Source organism: Sphingomonas jatrophae (assembly GCF_900113315.1).
Taxonomy (GTDB): Bacteria; Pseudomonadota; Alphaproteobacteria; order Sphingomonadales; family Sphingomonadaceae; genus Sphingomonas_P; species Sphingomonas_P jatrophae.
Window position 1 is genome coordinate 360,901 of the sequence record NZ_FOZG01000003.1, and the last position, 19,017, is coordinate 379,917.

Here is a 19,017-nt window from a genome sequence, read left to right on the forward strand (position 1 = left end):
CCTGAAACCGGCGGCCCTCCTACCGGCCCGATGCTGCATTGCAAAGAGCGGCCGAGCCGATCAGCCGAGCGCGCGTTCGATCAGCGCGCGGGTGGAGGCGTCGAAGTCCCCGGTCCCGTCCTGCTCGATGCTGCGAGCGATCTCCTTGCCCAGCTCCACCCCGAACTGGTCGAACGGATTGATGCCGATCATCGTCGCCGACACGAAGGTGCGATGCTCGTAGAAGGCGAGCAGCGCGCCGAGCCGCGCGGGATCTAGCCGATCGAGCAGGATCGTCGTTGACGGGCGATCGCCCGGATAGTCACGCGCCGGGTCTTGCCGGTTGGCGCGTCCCTGCATGAGCGCCGCCCCTTGCGCGAAGGCATTGACCAGCAGCGCACGGTGGTGCGCCTCATCCAGCGCATGCCCCGGCTCGATCACCGCGACGAACTCGACCGGCACGAGGTGCGTGCCCTGATGCAGCAGCTGGAACACGGCATGCTGCGCATCGGTGCCGGTGCCGCCCCAGGTGATCGGCGCGCTTGACCGATCGAGCGGCGCGCCGTCCGCGGTGACGCGCTTGCCGTTCGACTCCATCTCCAGCTGCTGGAGATAGGGAGGAAGCAGCCGCAGCCGCTCGTCATAGGCGAACACCGCACGTGTCTCGCAATGGCGCAGCTGCGCGTAGAACAGGTCTGAAAAAGCAGCGAGGATGGGTGCGTTGCGCTCCGGCGGGGCGAGACGGAAATGCCGGTCCATGGCGGCGGCGCCCTCCAGCAGCTCCTCGAACGCGGCCCAGCCGAGCGCCAGCGCGGCGGGGAAGCCGATCGACGACCAGAGCGAGTAACGGCCGCCGACCGATTCGGCGAAGGGCAGCACCCGCGTTTCGTCGACGCCCCACTCCACCGCCTTGTCCGGCGCCGCGGTTATCGCGACGACGCGGCCATAAGGATCGTCGACGCCATTCTCCTCCAGCCACGCCAGCGCCGAGGCGGCGTTCAGCATCGTCTCGCCCGTCGTGAACGTCTTGGAGGCGACCGCGATCAACGTCGCCTGCGGGTCGAACCGGCTGAACACCGCCTCGAGCGCGGTTCCGTCGACATTGGAGACGATTGCGGTGTCATAGCGATCCGCATCGCGGCCGAGCGCGTCGAGCAGCAGCTCCGGCCCGAGGGCCGAGCCGCCGATGCCGATGTGCAGGACATGCCGGATCGGCCCCAGCGCCTCCGCCTCGATGGCGTCGATCAGCGCCCGCATCCGTGCGCGGAAGGCGCTCGCCCGCGCCACGCTCTCCGGCGCGCCCTGCCCCCGCTCGGCCGGATGCTCGGCGGCGCGCCCCTCGCTCGGGTTCACCACGGCGCCGGTGAACAGCCGCTCGCGCGCGGCGGAAAGGCCGTTCGCCTCGGCCAGCGCCAGAAAGCCGTCGAGCAGCGGGCGGGACAGATGTGTCTTGGCCAGATCGAAGCGGATGCCCGCTTCCTCGACCACCAGCCGGGACAGGCGATCGGGTTCCGCCTCGAACAGCGCGGTCAGCGTGCTGCGCTCGATCGATTCGATGTCCGACCAGGTTGCCATCATGCTCTCCTCACTGCGGCGAACGGCTTGACCGGCTTCTCCGTCGCCCGCAAGGCGTTGCCTGCGATGCCTGCACCATTGCGGCTTCTTCTCACCCTGATCGTCCTGCTCGGTGCGGGCCTGTTGGTCGGCGCGTCGTTCGCCCGCACGCACAAGGTGACGGGCAGCGCGATGATGCCCACCCTGTGGCCGGGGGACCGGTTGCTGGTCCGCCCGCTCCGCGGCGGGGACCTGCCGGCCCGCGGCGCGGTGGTGCTGGTGCAGGATGGCCCGGTGCTGCGCGCCACGCGGCTGATCGGCCTGCCGGGCGACCGCATCGGCGCGACCGAGAGCGGCCTGCGCTTCGACGGCCGCGTGCTGCCACGCTTCCGTGTCGCCGATTTCGTGCTGCCCGCGACGGCGGGCCTGCCCTGTCCGGTCGCCCCGACAGGCGGCACCTGCCGCATCGCGCGCTATCGGGAGATGACCCGCGACGGCCGCTACCGCGATGTGCTGCCGGGTGGCAGCGCGCGGCCGGATGCGCGCGTGCCGGCAGGCCAGATGCTGCTCCTGGGCGATGCGCGCGGCGGTGCGGTGCCCCGCCTTGTCCCGCTGGAGACGCTGAAAGGTCGCGCGACCAAGATCCTGTGGTCGAGCACCGGAGAGATCGGCTGGACCCGCTTCTGGCGCTGGGGCGAGACGCTGCGGCCGGGGCGTATCCTGTTGCCGCTCGACCGCGGGACGGGGGAGGCGAAGCAGCGCGATGACGAACGCCGCAGATCGTTGTAGGCGGGCGCGATGACGCCAGACCCCGCTTGGCTGGAACGCCTGATCGGCACCCGCCCCAACGACCCCGGATTGTTCGCCCGCGCGCTGACGCACAGCAGCGTCGCCGATGCGCCCAGCTACGAGCGGCTGGAGTTCCTCGGCGATCGCGTGCTCGGCCTCAACATGGCGGCCTGGCTGTACGAGCTGTTCCCCGACGAGCCGGAGGGCAAGCTGTCTCGCCGCTTCAACGCGCTGGTCGATGGCGCCACCTGTGCGGAGATTGCGCGGGAGCTCGGCATTCCCGGCCAGCTGCGCCTCGGCAAGCAGGCGCGGGACGACGGCGCCGCCGATAGCGACAATGTGCTGGGGGACGTGACGGAGGCGCTGCTCGGCGCCCTGTGGCTGGATCAGGGGGCCGACGCGGCGCGCGCGCTCGTCCGCCGTGCCTGGGCGGATCATGTCGATACGCGCGAACGCGCACCGCGCCATCCCAAGTCCGCATTGCAGGAATGGGCCGCCGCCAACCGCTGCAAGCCGCCCGTCTACACGCTGGAGGATCGCTCCGGTCCGCAGCACGCGCCCGTCTTCCGCGTCCGCGTCGAGGTGCCGAACCGCGCCGCGGCCGACGCCACCGGTACCAGCAAGCAGGAAGCCGAAACCGCCGCCGCCAAGGCCCTGCTGGAGAAGCTCGCATGACGCCCGAACAGACACGCTGCGGCGTGGTCGCCGTGGTCGGCGCGCCCAATGCCGGCAAGTCCACGCTGGTCAACGCGCTCGTCGGTCAGAAGATCGCCATCGTCAGCCCCAAGGCGCAGACCACGCGCACCCGCCTGATGGGCATCGCACTCGCAGACGAAGCGCAGCTGCTGCTGGTCGATACCCCCGGCATCTTCGATCCGCGCCGCCGGCTCGACCGCGCGATGGTTGCGGCGGCATGGGGCGGCGCGCAGGATGCGGACCTGATCGCCTTCGTCGTCGATGCGCAGGCGGGCTTCACCCGCCGCATCCAGGCGCTTGCCGAAGCGATCAAGGAGCGGCGCGAGCCCAAGCTGCTCGTGCTGAACAAGGTGGACGCGACCGCGAAGGAGAAATTGCTCGACCTCACCGTCGCGCTCCATGCCGCGGTCGAGCCCGAACAGGTGCTGATGGTGTCCGCGCTGACCGGCGACGGTGTCGGTGACCTCAAGTCCGCGCTCGCCGCGCGCGTGCCCGCCGGGCCGTGGCTGTTCCCCGAGGATCAGGTGTCCGATGCGACCGACCGGATGCTGGCGGCCGAGGTGACGCGCGAGCAGATCTTCCTCCAGCTCCACGCCGAACTGCCCTACGCCTCCGCGGTCGAGACGGAGAAATATGAGGAGCGGCGCGATGGATCGGTGGCGATCCACCAGCAGATCCTCGTCGCCCGCGATAGCCAGAAGGCGATCGTGCTGGGCGCCCGCGGCGCCCGGTTGAAGGAGATCGGCGCCCGCGCCCGCGCCGAACTCGCGCGGCTGCTCGAGCGCAAGGTCCACCTCTTCCTTCACGTGAAGGTCAATCCGAAGTGGGAGGAGGATCGCGGCCTCTACCGAGAGATCGGGCTCGACTGGGTGGAATAGACTCTTTTCGAGCAACACTTCGTCAGCGGAACGACTCGGCCGTCGCTGCGTCGGACGCGGCATGGCAGACGAACCGCAGAGCGTCGGCGACATCCTCGACCGGCTGGATCAATTGGCCGACGAGAAGGATCAGGTCGCGCTCGGCGACATGATCGAGGCCTTCGGCCACCGCGCCTACGGCCCGTTCCTGATCGTGCTGCCGCTGATCGAGCTCAGCCCGGTCGGCGGCATTCCCGGCGTGCCGACCGTGCTGGCCGCGATCATCGTGCTGCTCGCTGCGCAGATGCTGTTCGGGCGCAAGCATATGTGGCTGCCGGGCTGGCTGAGACGGCGCTCGGTCAAGGCCAAGCGGATGCACAAGGCGGTCGCCAAGGTCCGGCCCGTCGGTGAGCGGATGGATCGCTGGTTCCATGGCCGGCTGGAGAGCCTGACCAGCGGGCCGGCCGTGCGCGTGGCCGCTGCCGCCTCCATCCTGTTGGCCGCGACCGTGCCGCCGCTGGAACTGCTACCCTTCGCCAGCAGCGCGCCGATGCTCGCCATCGCAGCATTCGGCGTCGCGCTGCTGGTGCGGGATGGCGTGCTGATGATCGTCGCCAGCCTGCTTGCGACCGCCGCACTCGGCATCGGGATCGGGTTGCTCGGTAGCGGCGCCGGGCAAGGCAGCTGACACGCGCCCCTGCCGCCTAGCCGGCCAGTAACGTCTCGACCCAGTCCGGCACCAGCTTGGACGCAGGGCCCAGACGCGACTGATCGAACAGGCGGGTACCGGCACTCTCGTCCAGGTTGAGCTCCAGCGTTGCTGCGCCATAGGCGCTGGCGAGCTGGACGAAGCCGGCGGCGGGATAGACGGCGCCGGACGTGCCAATCGAAGCGAACAGGTCCGCCTGTTCCAGCGCCGCCTCGATCTGCTCCATGCCGTAGGGCATCTCGCCGAAGAAGACGATGTCAGGGCGGAGCGCGCGAGCGTTGCAGCGCGGGCAAGGCGGTGCCGCGGCCATGTCCGCGCGGTCGAAGGAACTGCGCTCACCGCAGGCGCGGCACAAAGCGGAGCGAAGCTCGCCATGCATGTGCAGCAGCCGCCGCGCCCCGGCGCGCTCATGCAGGTCGTCGACATTCTGGGTGACGATCAGGAGATCGCCCGGCCATGCCGCGTCCAGCCGCGCCAACGCCTCATGCGCCGGATTCGGTGTGACAGCGTTCAGCGCGGCACGCCGGGCATCGTAGAAGCGCTGCACCAGCGGCTCGTCCGCGGCGAGCGCCTCGGGGGTGCAGACATCCTCGACACGATGCCCCTCCCACAGCCCGCCGGGCCCCCGGAAGGTCGGCACGCCGCTCTCGGCCGAGATGCCGGCGCCGGTGAGGATCACGATGTTGCGGATGCGGCTCATGCCGGCAGCTTAGCCGAGCGGCTCGGCGCCTTCCACGGGCGCTAATGCGAGGTCGGAAGGTTTGTCGCCCGCGATGGATCCTTCGATGCCAGGTGAGCCAAATGGAAAAAGGGCGGCCCCTCACGGAGCCGCCCTCTTCCTGTTCGATCAAGCTTTCGGCTCAGCCGCCGTAATTGGCGTAAGCCTCGTTGCCGACGAAACCCATCTTCTCGACGTTCGCCCGCTTGGTCACCGCGAGCACCTCGTCGACGATGCTGTACCGCGCCTGCGGGTCGGGCTGCACGTGCAGCTCGGGCACCGGGTTCATCACCTGGGTCTGATCGAGATACTGACGCAGCACGATCAGGCTGACCGGTGCGCCGTTCCACATCACGGTGCCGGCCGGATCGACGGTGATCTTGTTCTTGATCGGGTCGATTGGCGGCGGGTTGGAGTTGGGATTGTCGACCGGAAGATCCAGTTTCACCGCGTGGGTCTGGATCGGAATGGTCAGAATGAACATGATGAGCAGCACGAGCAGGACGTCGATCAACGGCGTCATGTTCATGTCCATCATCGGCTCGCCTTCGGCCTTGCCGCCGCCTGACATCGCCATAACAGCTACTCCTGAGTGTCCGGCGCTTACAGGCGCGGATTAACGGTGCCCGCGGGCGGTTCGGAGATGAAGCCCACGCGGATGAAGCCGGCGCGCTGCAGATTGGTCATCGCGCCACCGACGCAACGCCACGGCGTGTTGATGTCACCGCGGATGTGCGCCTCGGGCAACTCCAGCCCTGCGGCGGTCGGGCCACCCTGCTTGTCGATCTCGAGCTTGAGCTTGGTGACCGCACGGTCGAGCAGTTCCTGCGGCGTCACCGGGGTCTGGCCCCAATAGACTTCGCAAGCGCCGCCAGGGCCGCCGCGGACGGACAGGACGACATTCTCCGGCTTGGAGACGGTCGGTTCGAACACAACGTTGGGCAGTTTCACCGGCACCGTCTGAATGGCGACGGGAACGGTGATGAGGAAGATGATGAGCAGCACCAGCATGACGTCGACGAGCGGCGTCGTGTTGATGTCCGACATCGGGCTGTCGTCGTCGGCGGGTCCGGCGCTCATGGCCATCGGCTAATGATCCTGTGTTCGTATCTGAGACCCGGCCTCTTGGCCTGGCGAACAGCCGGGGTGGCGGTCGATCCCCACCGCCCCGGCGTCGTCCGGGTTACGCCTTCGGGTTGACCGCAGCCGAACCCGTCTTCAGCGGCGGGGTCGGGGCAGTGCGCGCAGCGGCGATCTGCGGCTTCACCTTGCCGCCCGACACCATGTAGCCATGCAGGTCGGTCGAGAACGCCGACAGCTGCTCCGCGATCACCTTGTTGCGACGGATCAGCCAGTTGTAGCCGAGCACCGCAGGAACCGCGACGACCAGACCGATGGCGGTCATGATGAGCGCCTCACCGACCGGACCGGCGACCGCGTCGATCGACGCCTGACCCGACGCACCGATCTTCACCAGAGCGCGGTAGATGCCGATCACGGTGCCGAGCAGACCGACGAACGGCGAGGTCGAACCGACGGTGGCGAGCACCGCGAGGCCGTTGCCGAGCTTCGAGTTCACGGCAGCCTGGCTGCGGCCGAGCGAGCCCAGCAGCCACTCATGCTGGTCGACCGGATCGGTCAGCAGCTTGTGCTCCTCCTCGGCACGCAGGCCGTCGTCGACGATCTGACGGTAGGCGGAGTTCTTCTCGAGCTTGTTCATGCCGTCGCGCAGCGAGGGGTTGCCCCAGAAGCTGGTGCGGGTGCGCTTCGCCTGGTTGAGGATCTTCTGCTGCTCGAAGAGCTTCGTGAAGATGATGTACCAGGAGGCCGCGGACATGATCACCAGGATGATGAAGATGGTCCACGCGATGGTGCCGCCCTGCTCGAGCGCAGCCATCAGGCCGTAGGGATTGTCGGCGGGAGGAGCGCCAGCGGGAGTAGCCATGAAGTTTTGCCTTCCTCTTGATCGATACGTGCTGATGGTCGTGTGACCGTCCGCGGCGTCCAGGCCGCGGACGAGGCTTCGTCAGTCTTGCGGAATCACCCACCGGAACGACAGGGATGCCTTGGACGCGATCGGATTGCCCGTCGCATCCTGTGCGGCGCTGTAGCGGCCGCGCCGGGTGACGAGACGGCAGGTCGCGTCGTCCAGCGCGGACGACCCGCTGCTCGCCGTCACCACGCAGTTCTCGATGCGGCCCTGCGTGTTGATGGTGAAGCTGACAGACGTACGGCCCTGCTCCTCCGCGCGCAGCGCGCTCGGCGGATAGTCGTCGTTCGTCACCCACGAGCCGGGATTGCCCTTGGCGCCAGCGGCCTTGGACACGGCAGGGGGAGCCGGCGGCGCAGGCGGCGCGGGCGGCGCAACCGGTGCGGTCGGCGTGATGACGGGCGGCGGCGCCTCACGCACCGTCTGGATCGGCGGCGCGCTGACGGTCGGCGGCGCCACGATCGGGGGCGGCGCCACGACCGGCGGCGGCTCGACCTTCTGTTCCGGCGGGGGTGGGGGCGGCGGCTCCTCCGGGGGAGGAGGTTCATCCTGCACGTCGAACGTCTTAAGGTCTTGGGCGACCTTCTTGACGACGTTGAACGCAAGCCCGGTAATGAAGGCGTAACCGATGAGCACGTGGAGCAGTGCCACGAGCCCGATCGCCACCACCTTCCGGGGGCTCATCGCGGGTTGGTCGACATAGGCCATTAAACAGCGACTCTCCATCGAAACGGGCTGCGGGGCGCGTGTTCCGCCCGGGCGTGAGCCGCCCGTGGCCTTAGCTACGTCCTTGCCGTGCCTTTAGGCATCTTGACGCTTGCGTGTGTCCATATCGCGACAGATTGAGCGTGGCAAACGCTCTTTCCGCTACGATTGCTCTCCTGGGACATAGGCATAGACAAGGGCGCGGGCGGCTTGCAAGCGCCGTTACGGGGATGGCAAGACCTTCGTGCATTCAGCCGGCCGATTGGCACCGGATCGGCACCCGATGGTTGGAGCGACCATGCGCCTTTTCTCCCTTGTCGCGGCTTCGGCCACCCTGCTTGCCGTGTCCCCGGCACTTCACGCCCAATCGCCGGCCCCTGCCCCCACCGGAACGGCACCGGTGCGCGGCCTCAGCTATGCGGACCTCGTCGAACTGACGCTCGCGTCGCCGATCGTCGCTGGCGCCACCATCACGCGGGCGAGTCGCCTCAAGGGGGCGGATGCGGCGAACGTCCCCCCCGGCACGGCGCGCTTCTATGTCGAGGCGACGGTGGAAACCCTGCTGCGCGGCAGGAACGGCCTGTCCACCGCGGTCACCTATCTGGCCGACGTTCCGCTCGACGCGCGGGGCAAGGCGCCGAAACTCAAGAAGATGCGCGTGCTTCTTCTGGCGCAACCGGTGCCGGGCCAGCCCGCGTCGCTGCGTTTGTCCGCTCCGCAGGCGCAACTCGATTGGACGCCCGAGGCGGAGGCCCGGCTGCGCGACATCATCCGCGCGATCGTCGCACCGGATGCGCCGCCCGCCGTCACCGGCATCGCCAACGCCTTTCATGTCCCGGGATCGCTGCCCGGGGAAAGCGAGACGCAGATCTTCCTCGCCACCGCGGCGAACCGCCCGATCAGCCTGGCGGTGCTGCGCAAGCCGCAGGAGCAGCCGCGCTGGGCGGTGGCGCTGGGCGAGATGGTGGACGAGGCCGCCGCCCCGCCCGCGCGCGATACGCTGCTCTGGTATCGTCTCGCCTGCGGCTTGCCAGCCCGGCTCCCGGACAGCGCGCTGGCAAGCCTTTCGCCGGGCGATGCCGCCGCGGCGCGGACCGATTACCAGGTGATCAAGGCGGGCCTCGGCCCCTGCACCCGCTCGCTCCGGCGCTGACGCACCGGCTTGGGCGTCAGAAGCTCGACAGTTCCACGCCGACGCCGGCGCAATCGGGATAGACGTCGGGCTTGCAGGTGGAGACGCGCAGGTCGGTGACGCCCTCGCGCGCGGCGAGCAGCTCGTAGATTTCGCGCACCAGCGTTTCCTGGAGATTGAAGCGCCGGCCCTCAGTCATGCGGCGGATTTCGGTGCGCAGGAAATCATAGTTCCACGCTGCTGCCACCGTATCCTCAACGCCGAACGCCGCCGCCTCGACCCACACCTCGACGGTGACCAGCAGGCGCTGGGGCGTCCCCACCTCGAAATCGTGGAAGCCGATATCGACGGGCAAGTCGTAGCCGTTGAGGAAGATGCGGTGGCGCTTGGGCGCGAGCCGGTCGGGCACGAGGCCGGTGATGGTCGGAGAGGTCGTCATTCCTCCCCCATGAATTGAACGTCGCGCGGGAGCGAGAGGAATCGTTGCCCCGCATCCAGCGTGATCGTCTGCCCCGTCATCGTCGGGCTGGCGATGAGGAAGCGGAGCGCGGCGACGATCTGGTCCACCTCCACCCCGCGGGCGAGCGCGTTCATGCGGTGCACGCGGTCGAAATTGTCGCGTGTCTGCGGGCCCGAGACGAGCGTGATCGACGGCGCGATGCCGCACACCCGGATGCCCCGCCCCGCCAGCACGCGCGCGGACAGCTCGGTCAACCCCGCCAGCCCCATCTTGGAGAGCGTGTAGGTGAAGAAATCGGGATTCGGCTGCGCCAGCTTGGCATCGAGCAGGTTGACGACGAGCCCGCCTGCCCCCTCCGGCACGGCTCTTGCGAACGCCTGCGTCAGCAACGCCGGCGCGCGCAGGTTGACGTCCATGTGGCTGGAGAAGCCGGCCGCGTCGAAATCGTCGAACTGGTCGAGCGTGAAGCGCGACGCATTGTTCACCAGCAGTGCCGGCGGCGGCAGGCCATCCAGCGCCGCCATGATCCGCTCCGCCGCGTCCGCATCGCCGAGATCCGCGGCAACGCAGCGGCCGCCCAGCGAACCCGCCATTGCCTGCGCCTCGCCTTCCGAATCGTGGCAGTGGATCAGCAGGGTCCAGCCATCCTCCGCCAGCGCGCGTGTGAGCGCGGCACCGATGCGGCGCGCGCCGCCGGTGACGATCGCGGTGCGGGGCTGGCCAAACTCGGGTGTCATGGGCGGCAGGCTAATCCGCCGTTCTGTGACGGTCCAGCGCTTGCGCGCGCGCACCGTACACCTATGTGGCGCCCCTTCCCGTATCGGAGCCGCCGCGCCTTGTTCACCATCGTCCCGATCGCCGCTGTCGATCCCGCCATGGTGGAGGCGTTGCTGGACACCGCGTTCGGCACGGCGCGCCACGGCCGCACCGCCTACCGCCTGCGCGAGGGTGTGGCCGCGCTGCCCGACCTGTCGTTCGCGGCGCTCGATGCAGCGGGCAGCCTGGCCGGCAGCGTGCAATGCTGGCCGGTCGAGATTGACCATGCCGACGGGGGACCCGTGCCGCTGGTGCTCGTCGGCCCGGTGGCCGTCCGGCCCGATCTGCAGGGCGGCGGCATCGGGCGCGCGCTGACCGAGGCGGCCCTCGCGGCGGCGGATGCGGCGGGTATCGCGGCCACCATGCTGATCGGCGATCCCGAATATTATGGCCGTTTCTTCGGCTTCGATGCCGCGCCGACCGCGGGCTGGACGATCCCGGGCCCGGTCGAGCGGCGGCGGCTGCTGGCGCGGCTGGCGCCCGGCGCGGTGCTGCCGGCCGCCGGCGAGGTGCGGGCGGCACGGGTTCAACTCGGGGTGACCTTGGCCTAAGGCAGGCGCCATGCCCATGCCCCCTCTCCCCGATCTCGCCGGCCTCGATCTGGAGGCGATCGCCCGTCTCGCAGCCGAGCGCCGCCTGCCGCCGGTGGAGCAATGGAACCCGACCCGCTCGGGCGACAGCGAGATGCGGATCGCGCGCGACGGGCGCTGGTATCACCAGGGCGGCCCGATCGAGCGGCCGGAGATGGTGCGGCTCTTTTCCACCATCCTGCGGCGTGAGCCCGACGGCAGCCACGTCCTCGTCACGCCGGCCGAGAAGCTGGCCATCGAGGTGGAGGATGCGCCCTTCGTCGCGGTCGAACTGAAGAGCGAAGGGAGCGGCGAGGCGCGCCGCCTGGCCTTCCGGCTGAACACGGGGGAACTGCTGGTCGCCGGCCCGGACCACGCGCTTCGCTTCGGCGAAGAGTCGGACGGCCCTCGTCCGCTGCTGCACGTCCGCAAGGGGCTCGAGGCGCTGGTCGCGCGGCCGGTCTATTATGAGCTGGTCGAGCTGGCATTGGCGGAGGAGCGCGATCCGCCCGGCCTGTGGAGCGACGGCGCCTTCTTCCCGCTGAGCGCTGCGTGACGCTGCACGACCGGCTGACCCGCGCGCTTGCCGCCGGCCAGGGCCGGACGATCGACCTGCTGGAGGACGCCCTCGCGCCGGAAGACGGGCCGCTCACTCCCGCCGCGGTGCTGGTGGCCGTCACCGATCGCGCGGAGCCGGGCGTGATCCTGACCCAGCGGACCGAGACGCTGCGCAAGCATGCCGGCGAGGTCGCCTTCCCCGGCGGACGGATCGATCCGGAGGATGACGGGCCGGTCGCCGCGGCGTTGCGCGAGGCGGAGGAGGAGACCGCCTTGTCCCGCGCCGTGCCGCAGGTGGTCGGCACGCTGGACCCGTTCCGCACGCGCACGGGCTTCTCGATCACGCCCGTGCTGGCGACGGTGCCGCCCGATCTGTCGCTGGTCGCGCAGGAGCATGAGGTGGCGGCCATCTTCGAGGTGCCGCTCCGCCATCTGCTCGACGTTGCCAACCATGTCGAACGGCGGGTCGAGTGGGAGGGGGCGCTGCGCACCTTCTACGAGATCCCGTTTCCGGGTCGGCGCATCTGGGGCGTCACCGCCGCACTGATCGTCAATCTCGGGCGCCGGCTCGATCCTGCGGCGCTCGCCGCATGACGTTGCCACCGGAGATGTTCGCGCGGGACGGCTTGCCCGCGCTGCTCGCCGCATTGGACGCCGCGGCGGACGCGACCCGCGTCGTGGGCGGGGCGGTGCGCGATTCGCTGCTCGGGCTCGCCCCCGTCGATCTCGATCTTGCGACGCGTCTCGCGCCGGAAGAGACGCTCGCGCGGATTTCCGCTGCCGGCTTCAAGGCGGTGCCGACCGGGATCGCGCATGGCACGGTAACGGCGGTGCTGCCGTCCGGCCCCGTTGAGGTGACGACGCTGCGCCGCGATGTCGAGACGGATGGACGCCATGCCGTCGTCGCCTTCACCGACGATTGGCGCGAGGATGCGGCGCGGCGCGATTTCACCATCAATGCGCTGTTCGGCCGCCCGGCAGACGGCGCGGTGATCGACTATTTCGGTGGACGTGACGATCTTGCCGCAGGGCGCGTACGCTTCATTGGCGACCCGCTGCGGCGCATCGCCGAGGATCACCTGCGCATCCTCCGTTTCTTCCGCTTCCACGCACGCTTCGGCCGCGCGCTGGACGACGCCGCGCTCAATGCCTGCACCGCGCGCGCCAACGACCTGATGGCGCTGTCGCGCGAGCGGATCGCCGACGAACTGCTCAAGCTGCTCGCCTTGCCCGATCCGGAGCCGACAGTGGCGCTGATGCTGGCGCACGGCATCTTCCGCCCGGTTCTGCCGGAGATCGTGGACGCGTCTGCGCTCTCCGCGCTGATCGCGGCGGAGCGGACGCTTGGCGTCGCGCCCGATGGCGTGCGGCGGCTGGCGGCGCTGCTACCGGCAGATTCACCGACGGCGGAAGCCGTGGCGCGGCGGTTGAAGCTGTCGAACCGCCGCGTCGCGCGCCTTGTCGCGGCAGCGGATCGGCAGGCGATCGGCAGCGCGGCCGAGCTCGCCTACCGGCTGGGCGCGGAGCAGGCGCTCGATCACCTGCTGCTGACCGGTCGTGCGGATGCGGACGCGGCGGCCCTGCTCGCCGCATGGCAGCGGCCGACCCTGTCGCTGAGCGGCGGCGACCTGATCCGCATGGGTCTGCCGCCCGGCCCCGTTGTCGCGCGGACGCTGCGGCTGGTCGAGGACCGCTGGGTGGCCGAGGGCTTCCCCCCGCCCCCACGCGCTCACGCGCTGGCGGAAGAAGCGGTGGCGGAGGCCTCGCGCGCCATCCAGTAGGCGAAGGCGGCATCCTGGCCGAGCGGCTTGGCGAAGTGATAGCCCTGCCCCGTCGCGCATCCCAGCGCCGCCAGCGTCTGCGCCAGCTCGGGCGATTCTACGCCCTCCGCAGTGGTCGACATGCCGAGCGCATCGGCTAGGCTCAGCACCGCGCGCACGATGGCGAGCGAATCGCGGTCCCGCAGCATCGGCGCGACGAAGGTGCGGTCGATCTTGAGGATGTCGATCGGCAGCTTCTGGAGATAGGCGAGGTTCGAATAGCCGGTGCCGAAATCGTCCATCGCGATGCGTGCGCGCAGATCCTTGATCGCGGCCAGCACCCGCCCGGCGCGCTGCGGATCGTTGATGATCGCGCTTTCGGTGAGTTCGATGGTCAGGCGCGAGCCGTCAATCCCGCTTGCCGACAAAGCCTGCTCGATCACCCCGCCGACATCGTCGCGCGCGATCTGGATGGCGGAGACGTTGACGCTGACCGACAGCGGCAGCTCCCGCCCTGCCGCTCGGTCCCACGTCGCCAGCGCCGTCGCCGCTGCACCCGCCGCCCAGCGGCCGAGCGGCACGATCAGCCCCGACTCCTCGGCGACCGGGATGAACTCGGCGGGCGAGATGGCGCCGCGATGCTCGTGCTGCCAGCGCGCCAGCGCCTCGAAGCCGGTCAGGCGCCCGCTCTGCAGATCGATCAGCGGCTGGAAGGCGAGGCTCAGCTGCTCGGCCTCGATCGCCCGCCGCAGCTCGGTCTCGACGGAGAAGCGGCGGCGGACGATGTTGACCTCGCCCGGCTGGTAGATTTCCAGCCGCCCCGATTGCTTCGCCCGCTTGAGCGCGAACTGCGCGTTGCGGACCAGATCCTCGGTCACGCTGATGCGATTGCTCATCAGCGCGCAGCCGATCGCGCAATCGACGCGCACTTCCAGATCGGTGAGGCGAAACGGCGTGGACAGTGCGCCGCGGATCCGCTCCGCCGCGCGCAACGCATCACCCGGGCCATCGTGCAGCCGCAGGAGAATGGTGAACTCGTCGCCGCCCATGCGCGCAATCAGGTCGCCCGCGCGGATCGCGCCGATCAGCCGCCGCGCGACGGTGACGATCAGCTCGTCCCCCACGATCGCGCCCATGCATTCGTTGATGCGGCTGAACCGCCGGAGATCGATCGCCAGCACCGCGACATCGCCATCGCCGGCGATCACCTGCTCCATCGCCTCGTTGAAGGCGGCGCGATTCGGCAGGCCGGTCAGGCTGTCGTGCAGCATCTCCGACTGGAGCGAACGCTGCGTGCGTACCTCGGCGGTGCGATCCACCAGCGACACCAGCGCGCGGACCGCTCCACCGCAGGCAGGCAGGCGCGCGACGCGCACGAAGAAGTGGCGGCTGTCGATGGCATCGCCCGCGACCCAATCGAAGTCGTGCGACGCTTCGCCACCGTGGAGAAAGGCGGCGAGGGCCGGGCCGACGCTGCCGTCGACCAGCGGGCACCCGCCTGACGCTGCGTCGGACACCGCCTTCCTCAGGCTGTGAAAGGTTGGGTTCGCCGCCACCACGTCGATGCCGCCGGCGCGCTGGGCGATGATCGCCGCGGCAATCGGCAATGCGTCGAGATAGCCCTGCTGCACCGCCTCGGCCGGGGTTGCAGCGCCGACCGGAGAAAAGTCGCCAGGCCCCCCGACGGGTCGGGGCAGCTCCTTGGCGAGGGCGCATGGGGCGGGGCTCATGCCCCCCGGCCTAACCGAGCGCAGTTAACACATTCTTGGACAACCCATGTGAATTACGTATTTTGATTGGCCGCAGCCTCAGGCGAAGCGATTGTCCCGCGGAAATCCGACCGGCGGCATCCGCCCGCCCGCTCCGCGCGCGGTTCGCCAAGGTCCGAGATCGGCCTCCGTGCGCGTGCGACCGCTCTCCCCGCCCATAGGCCAGCTCAGCCCTTCGGCAAAGGCGAAGCTGGTCGCGTCGGAGAGGCCGCCGTCGCGATAGCGTTGCAGCGTCACGCCGCTGCCGCGCGCCATCTCCGGCAGGTCCGCCAGCGGAAAGACGACAAGCTTGCGATTGTCCCCAACGGCCGCGACATAATCGTGGCCGGGCCCGATCGGACGGACCACGCGCAACCGCGCGGGGGCTTTCAGGTTGACCACCTGCCGCCCTTTTCGCGTCTCGGCGAGGATGTCGTCCACCGCCGCGACGAAGCCGCGCCCCTCGCTCGTCGCGAGCAGCAGCCTGCGGCCGGGCAAAGCGGCCATGAACGCTGCGATGTCCGCCTCAAGGTCGATCATCAGCTTGACCGGTTCGCCAAAGCCGCGGGCGCCCGGCAGGCGATCGGCGGGCAGCGTGTAGAAGCGGCCGTTGGCGGCGGCGAGCAGCAGCTTGTCCGTCGTCTGCGCGTGGAAGGCAAAGCGCGGGCCGTCGCCCTCCTTGTGCTTGGCCTGGTTCGCCTCCTCCAGCGGCACATGCCCCTTCATCGCACGGATCCAGCCGCGTTCGGACAGCAGGACGGTGATCGGCTCGCGCTCGATCATCGCCTCCAGCGGAATGTCGCGCGTCGGACCAGCTTCTTCGATCGTGGTCCGCCGCCGGCCGATCTCGGTCGTCTCGGCATAACGCTCGCGCAGCTTGGCCAGATCGCGCTTGATCCGCGTGCGCTGGCGCTGCGGCGATTCGATCAGCTCGAGCAGGCCCTTGCGCTCCTTCTCCAGCGTGTCGCGCTCGCGCTTTAGCTCCATTTCCTCGAGCTTCCGCAGGGATCGCAGCCGCATGTTGAGGATCGCCTCGGCCTGGCGGTCGGTCAGCTCGAACTCGGCCATCAGGATGGGCTTGGGCTCATCCTCGGAGCGGATGATGGCGATCACCCGGTCGAGGTTGAGATAGGCGATGATGTAGCCGCCGAGCAGCTCCAGCCGCCCTTCGATCTGCGCGAGCCGGTGGCGTGAGCGGCGCAGCAGCACCTCGAACTGGTGCTTGAGCCAGGCGTTCAGCGCCTCGCCCAGGCTCATCACCCGCGGCGTGCGATCCGCATCCAGCACGTTGAGGTTGAGCGGGATGCGCGTTTCCAGCTCGGTCAGGCGGAACAGGCTGTCCATCAGCACGTCCACGTCCACCGTGCGCGCGCGCGGCTCCAGCACGATGCGGATCTGCGCGTCCGATTCGTCGCGCACGTCGGCGAGGATCGGCAGCTTCTTCTCGCTGACGAGCACCGCGATGGCCTCGATCAGCTTGGATTTCGGCACCTGGAACGGGATCTCGGTGATCACCGCCACCCACTCGCCACGTGCCAGCGTCTCCTTGTGCCAGCGCGCGCGGACGCGGAACGCGCCGCGGCCGGTGGCATAGGCCTCGTGGATGGACGCCGCCGGATCGACGATCAGCCCGCCCGTCGGCAGATCGGGGCCCTTGACGTGCTGGAGCAGGGCGGCGGTGTCCGCCTGCGGATTGTCGATCAGCAGGGTCGCGGCATCGATCAGCTCGGCGGCATTGTGCGGCGGGATGCTCGTCGCCATGCCCACCGCAATGCCGCTCGCGCCATTGGCCAGCAGGTTCGGGAACAAGCCGGGGAGAACGGTCGGCTCTTCTTCTTCGCCCGAATAGGTCGGGCGGAAGTCCACCGTGCCCTCGTCCAGCCCGTCCATCAGCTCGATGGCGGTGCGGGTGAGCTTGGCCTCGGTGTAGCGGAACGCGGCGGCGTTATCGCCGTCGATGTTGCCGAAATTGCCCTGCCCGTCGACCAGCGGATAACGCAGCGAAAAGGTCTGCGCGAGGCGGACCATCGCGTCATAGACCGACGCATCGCCATGCGGATGATATTTGCCGATCACGTCGCCGACGATGCGCGCGCACTTCTTGTAGCCGGCGGCGGGATCGAGCCGCAGCAGCCGCATCGCCCAGAGCAGCCGGCGATGCACCGGCTTCAGCCCGTCGCGCACGTCGGGCAGCGACCGCGCGGTGATCGTGGAGAGTGCGTAGACGAGGTATCGTTCGGAGAGTGCGCTATCGAACGGCGCTTCGATGATGTCCGTTGGTTCCGCCATTGTTCCGCTCTAGCCGGGTTGCCGCCGAGACGAAAGGTTGGCGCATCCCGCGTCAGCCGCTAACCGCTCGGCCATGATCGATCCCGCGCTCCGCGCCGCCGCGATGGCGAGCAAGGCCTGGCCCTATGAGGAGGCGCGCAAGCTCCTCGCCCGCTATCCCGATGGCGCACCGGCCAAGGGCCACATCCTGTTCGAGACCGGCTATGGCCCGTCGGGCCTGCCGCATATCGGCACGTTCAACGAGGTGCTGCGCACCACCATGGTCCGACGCGCCTTTGCCGAGCTGTCCGACGTGCCGACGCGGCTCGTCGCCTTCTCCGACGACATGGATGGGCTGCGCAAGGTGCCGGACAATGTGCCGAACCAGGCGATGCTGGCCGAGCATCTCGGCAAGCCGCTCAGCCGCATCCCCGATCCGTTCGGCACGCATGAAAGCTTCGCGCACCACAACAATGCGCTGCTGCGGCAATTCCTCGACCGCTTCGGCTTCGATTACGAGTTCGTCTCGGCGACCGACTGCTACACGTCCGGCCGCTTCGACGAGGCGCTGAGGGGCGTGCTGCGCCACTTCGATGCGATCATGGGCGTGATGTTGCCGACGCTCCGGGCCGAGCGGCAGGCCACCTATTCCCCCGTTCTGCCGATCAGCCCGACCAGCGGCATCGTCCTGCAGGTGCCGGTCGAGGTGATCGATGCCGAGGCCGGGATCATCGCCTTCGAGGATGAGGGCCGGCGGATCGAGCAATCGGTGTTGGGCGGGAAGGCCAAGCTCCAGTGGAAGGTCGACTGGGCGATGCGCTGGGTCGCGCTCGGCGTCGACTATGAGATGGCGGGCAAGGACCTGATCGACAGCGTCATCCAATCGGGCAAGATCGCGCGCGTGCTGGGCGGCCGCCCGCCCGAGGGCTTCAACTACGAGATGTTCCTCGACGAGGCCGGGCAGAAGATCTCCAAGTCCAAGGGCAATGGCCTCAGCCTCGACCAGTGGCTGACCTATGGCCCGCCCGAGAGCCTCGCTTTCTACGCCTATCGCGAGCCGAAAAAGGCCAAGCAGCTGCATATCGGCGTCATCCCGCGCGCCATCGACGAATATTGGCAGTCGGTCGATCGCTATGCCGCGCAGCCGGTCGAGCAGCGGCTGGGCAACCCCGTCCACCACATCCCCTTCCCCGTGCCGACGGGCGGGCTGCCAGTGACGTTCGGGCTGCTGCTGAACCTCGTCAGCCTGCCCGGCGTCGGCGATGCGGAGACGGTGTGGGGCTTCCTCCAGCGCTACGATGCGGCGCTCAGCCCCGAAACGCACCCGGCGCTGGCCGCCTTGGTCGACCACGCACTCGCCTATGAGCGCGACTATGGCACCCCACCCCAGCGCCGCGCGCCGACGCCCGAGGAGGCCGCTGCGCTGGCCGAGCTGGATGCGGTGCTGGCGAAGGACGACGGCACCGGCCGCGCCGACGAGGATCCCGCCGCGGTCCTGCAAAACCACGTCTACGAGATCGGCAAGGCGCATTACGGCAAGGAAGGCCTACGAGACTGGTTCAAGGCGCTCTACGAGACGCTGCTGGGATCGAGCCAGGGCCCGCGCATGGGCAGCTTCATCGCGCTCTACGGCGTCGAGAACAGCCGCCGCCTCATCGCCGAGGCGCTCGCCGCGCGGGGCTGAGCAACCGCTTGGGGCAAGGCGCGTT

20 protein-coding genes are annotated in these 19,017 nt (G+C 69.3%); 10 read left to right on the top strand and 10 right to left on the bottom strand.

The genetic code is table 11. The features are described from left to right. Positions 1-60: 60 nt before the first annotated feature. Positions 61-1,557: a glucose-6-phosphate isomerase gene (gene pgi, locus BM360_RS17275; RefSeq protein ID WP_093316522.1), complete on the bottom strand. Its 1,497-nt coding sequence runs from the start codon at positions 1,555-1,557 to the stop codon at positions 61-63. A gap of 63 nt (positions 1,558-1,620) precedes the next feature. Here pgi and BM360_RS17280 point away from each other — a divergent pair, with 63 nt between their 5' ends. From BM360_RS17280 to BM360_RS17295, 4 genes are all read left to right on the top strand, one after another. After that, entirely contained in the window at positions 1,621-2,322 is a 702-nt protein-coding gene (locus tag BM360_RS17280) for a S26 family signal peptidase (protein ID WP_131819291.1), read from the top strand. A gap of 9 nt (positions 2,323-2,331) precedes the next feature. Then, positions 2,332-2,997: a ribonuclease III gene (gene rnc, locus BM360_RS17285; RefSeq protein ID WP_093316529.1), complete on the top strand. Its 666-nt coding sequence runs from the start codon at positions 2,332-2,334 to the stop codon at positions 2,995-2,997. Then, positions 2,994-3,896 (top strand): GTPase Era, encoded by a 903-nt coding sequence (gene era, locus BM360_RS17290; protein ID WP_093316531.1) that lies wholly within the window; start codon positions 2,994-2,996, stop codon positions 3,894-3,896. Before rnc ends, era begins: the two co-directional genes overlap by 4 nt. Before the next feature lie 61 nt (positions 3,897-3,957). Then, the gene (locus BM360_RS17295; RefSeq protein WP_093316534.1) at positions 3,958-4,563 is read left to right on the top strand and encodes an exopolysaccharide biosynthesis protein; all 606 of its coding nucleotides are present in this window, start codon (positions 3,958-3,960) and stop codon (positions 4,561-4,563) included. 16 nt (positions 4,564-4,579) lie between these two features. On the opposite strand, the gene BM360_RS17300 is transcribed toward BM360_RS17295, so the two are convergent. The 5 genes from BM360_RS17300 to BM360_RS17320 all read right to left on the bottom strand — a co-directional run bounded on the left by BM360_RS17300 (position 4,580) and on the right by BM360_RS17320 (position 8,000). Next, positions 4,580-5,284: an NAD-dependent deacylase gene (locus BM360_RS17300; RefSeq protein ID WP_093316536.1), complete on the bottom strand. Its 705-nt coding sequence runs from the start codon at positions 5,282-5,284 to the stop codon at positions 4,580-4,582. Positions 5,285-5,444: 160 nt separating this feature from the next. Next, positions 5,445-5,879 (bottom strand): ExbD/TolR family protein, encoded by a 435-nt coding sequence (locus BM360_RS17305; RefSeq protein WP_093316539.1) that lies wholly within the window; start codon positions 5,877-5,879, stop codon positions 5,445-5,447. 26 nt (positions 5,880-5,905) lie between these two features. Beyond that, positions 5,906-6,388, bottom strand: a complete 483-nt coding sequence (locus BM360_RS17310; RefSeq protein ID WP_093316542.1) for an ExbD/TolR family protein — start codon at positions 6,386-6,388, stop codon at positions 5,906-5,908. Positions 6,389-6,485: 97 nt separating this feature from the next. Continuing rightward, complete coding sequence (locus BM360_RS17315) at positions 6,486-7,247, bottom strand: MotA/TolQ/ExbB proton channel family protein (protein WP_093316544.1); 762 nt, start codon at positions 7,245-7,247, stop codon at positions 6,486-6,488. 81 nt (positions 7,248-7,328) lie between these two features. Next, a complete protein-coding gene (locus BM360_RS17320; RefSeq protein ID WP_093316547.1) occupies positions 7,329-8,000 on the bottom strand; it encodes an energy transducer TonB in 672 nt (223 codons plus the stop codon). Between the two features lie 295 nt (positions 8,001-8,295). Here BM360_RS17320 and BM360_RS17325 point away from each other — a divergent pair, with 295 nt between their 5' ends. Continuing rightward, the gene (locus tag BM360_RS17325; protein WP_242653552.1) at positions 8,296-9,150 is read left to right on the top strand and encodes a hypothetical protein; all 855 of its coding nucleotides are present in this window, start codon (positions 8,296-8,298) and stop codon (positions 9,148-9,150) included. 16 nt (positions 9,151-9,166) lie between these two features. Here BM360_RS17325 and BM360_RS17330 read toward each other — a convergent pair whose 3' ends face one another. Next, on the bottom strand, positions 9,167-9,568 hold the full coding sequence (locus BM360_RS17330) for a dihydroneopterin aldolase (RefSeq protein WP_093316552.1): 402 nt from the start codon (positions 9,566-9,568) through the stop codon (positions 9,167-9,169). Beyond that, positions 9,565-10,326: an SDR family NAD(P)-dependent oxidoreductase gene (locus BM360_RS17335; RefSeq protein WP_093316555.1), complete on the bottom strand. Its 762-nt coding sequence runs from the start codon at positions 10,324-10,326 to the stop codon at positions 9,565-9,567. Before BM360_RS17335 ends, BM360_RS17330 begins: the two co-directional genes overlap by 4 nt. Before the next feature lie 99 nt (positions 10,327-10,425). Between BM360_RS17335 and BM360_RS17340 the strand changes: the two genes are divergently transcribed. From BM360_RS17340 to BM360_RS17355, 4 genes are read left to right on the top strand one after another with little or no spacing between them, the layout of a single operon-like run. Further along, positions 10,426-10,956, top strand: a complete 531-nt coding sequence (locus BM360_RS17340; RefSeq protein WP_093317397.1) for a GNAT family N-acetyltransferase — start codon at positions 10,426-10,428, stop codon at positions 10,954-10,956. A gap of 10 nt (positions 10,957-10,966) precedes the next feature. Continuing rightward, positions 10,967-11,530, top strand: a complete 564-nt coding sequence (locus BM360_RS17345) for a DUF1285 domain-containing protein (RefSeq protein WP_093316557.1) — start codon at positions 10,967-10,969, stop codon at positions 11,528-11,530. Continuing rightward, positions 11,527-12,126, top strand: a complete 600-nt coding sequence (locus BM360_RS17350; RefSeq protein ID WP_093316560.1) for a CoA pyrophosphatase — start codon at positions 11,527-11,529, stop codon at positions 12,124-12,126. Before BM360_RS17345 ends, BM360_RS17350 begins: the two co-directional genes overlap by 4 nt. Further along, positions 12,123-13,313, top strand: a complete 1,191-nt coding sequence (locus tag BM360_RS17355) for a CCA tRNA nucleotidyltransferase (protein WP_093316562.1) — start codon at positions 12,123-12,125, stop codon at positions 13,311-13,313. Before BM360_RS17350 ends, BM360_RS17355 begins: the two co-directional genes overlap by 4 nt. Here BM360_RS17355 and BM360_RS17360 read toward each other — a convergent pair. Both BM360_RS17360 and parC read right to left on the bottom strand, forming a co-directional pair. Continuing rightward, entirely contained in the window at positions 13,262-15,022 is a 1,761-nt protein-coding gene (locus BM360_RS17360; RefSeq protein ID WP_093316564.1) for a putative bifunctional diguanylate cyclase/phosphodiesterase, read from the bottom strand. The two genes, BM360_RS17355 and BM360_RS17360, sit on opposite strands and share 52 nt — an antisense overlap. A gap of 78 nt (positions 15,023-15,100) precedes the next feature. Then, positions 15,101-17,329 (bottom strand): DNA topoisomerase IV subunit A, encoded by a 2,229-nt coding sequence (parC, locus tag BM360_RS17365; RefSeq protein WP_093316566.1) that lies wholly within the window; start codon positions 17,327-17,329, stop codon positions 15,101-15,103. 73 nt (positions 17,330-17,402) lie between these two features. On the opposite strand from parC, the gene BM360_RS17370 reads away from it, so the two are divergent. Further along, positions 17,403-18,992 carry a lysine--tRNA ligase gene (locus tag BM360_RS17370; protein WP_093316568.1) on the top strand — a complete coding sequence of 530 codons (1,590 nt, stop codon included), beginning with the start codon at positions 17,403-17,405 and terminating at the stop codon, positions 18,990-18,992. Positions 18,993-19,017 lie beyond the last annotated feature (25 nt).

Coding starts and splice junctions, on each gene's coding strand:
- pgi (WP_093316522.1), bottom strand. CDS start 1,557: ATGATGGCAACCTGGTCGGACATCGAATCGATCGAGCGCAGCACGCTG.
- BM360_RS17280 (WP_131819291.1), top strand. CDS start 1,621: ATGCCTGCACCATTGCGGCTTCTTCTCACCCTGATCGTCCTGCTCGGT.
- rnc (WP_093316529.1), top strand. CDS start 2,332: ATGACGCCAGACCCCGCTTGGCTGGAACGCCTGATCGGCACCCGCCCC.
- era (WP_093316531.1), top strand. CDS start 2,994: ATGACGCCCGAACAGACACGCTGCGGCGTGGTCGCCGTGGTCGGCGCG.
- BM360_RS17295 (WP_093316534.1), top strand. CDS start 3,958: ATGGCAGACGAACCGCAGAGCGTCGGCGACATCCTCGACCGGCTGGAT.
- BM360_RS17300 (WP_093316536.1), bottom strand. CDS start 5,284: ATGAGCCGCATCCGCAACATCGTGATCCTCACCGGCGCCGGCATCTCG.
- BM360_RS17305 (WP_093316539.1), bottom strand. CDS start 5,879: ATGGCGATGTCAGGCGGCGGCAAGGCCGAAGGCGAGCCGATGATGGAC.
- BM360_RS17310 (WP_093316542.1), bottom strand. CDS start 6,388: ATGGCCATGAGCGCCGGACCCGCCGACGACGACAGCCCGATGTCGGAC.
- BM360_RS17315 (WP_093316544.1), bottom strand. CDS start 7,247: ATGGCTACTCCCGCTGGCGCTCCTCCCGCCGACAATCCCTACGGCCTG.
- BM360_RS17320 (WP_093316547.1), bottom strand. CDS start 8,000: ATGGCCTATGTCGACCAACCCGCGATGAGCCCCCGGAAGGTGGTGGCG.
- BM360_RS17325 (WP_242653552.1), top strand. CDS start 8,296: ATGCGCCTTTTCTCCCTTGTCGCGGCTTCGGCCACCCTGCTTGCCGTG.
- BM360_RS17330 (WP_093316552.1), bottom strand. CDS start 9,568: ATGACGACCTCTCCGACCATCACCGGCCTCGTGCCCGACCGGCTCGCG.
- BM360_RS17335 (WP_093316555.1), bottom strand. CDS start 10,326: ATGACACCCGAGTTTGGCCAGCCCCGCACCGCGATCGTCACCGGCGGC.
- BM360_RS17345 (WP_093316557.1), top strand. CDS start 10,967: ATGCCCATGCCCCCTCTCCCCGATCTCGCCGGCCTCGATCTGGAGGCG.
- BM360_RS17355 (WP_093316562.1), top strand. CDS start 12,123: ATGACGTTGCCACCGGAGATGTTCGCGCGGGACGGCTTGCCCGCGCTG.
- BM360_RS17360 (WP_093316564.1), bottom strand. CDS start 15,022: ATGAGCCCCGCCCCATGCGCCCTCGCCAAGGAGCTGCCCCGACCCGTC.
- parC (WP_093316566.1), bottom strand. CDS start 17,329: ATGGCGGAACCAACGGACATCATCGAAGCGCCGTTCGATAGCGCACTC.
- BM360_RS17370 (WP_093316568.1), top strand. CDS start 17,403: ATGATCGATCCCGCGCTCCGCGCCGCCGCGATGGCGAGCAAGGCCTGG.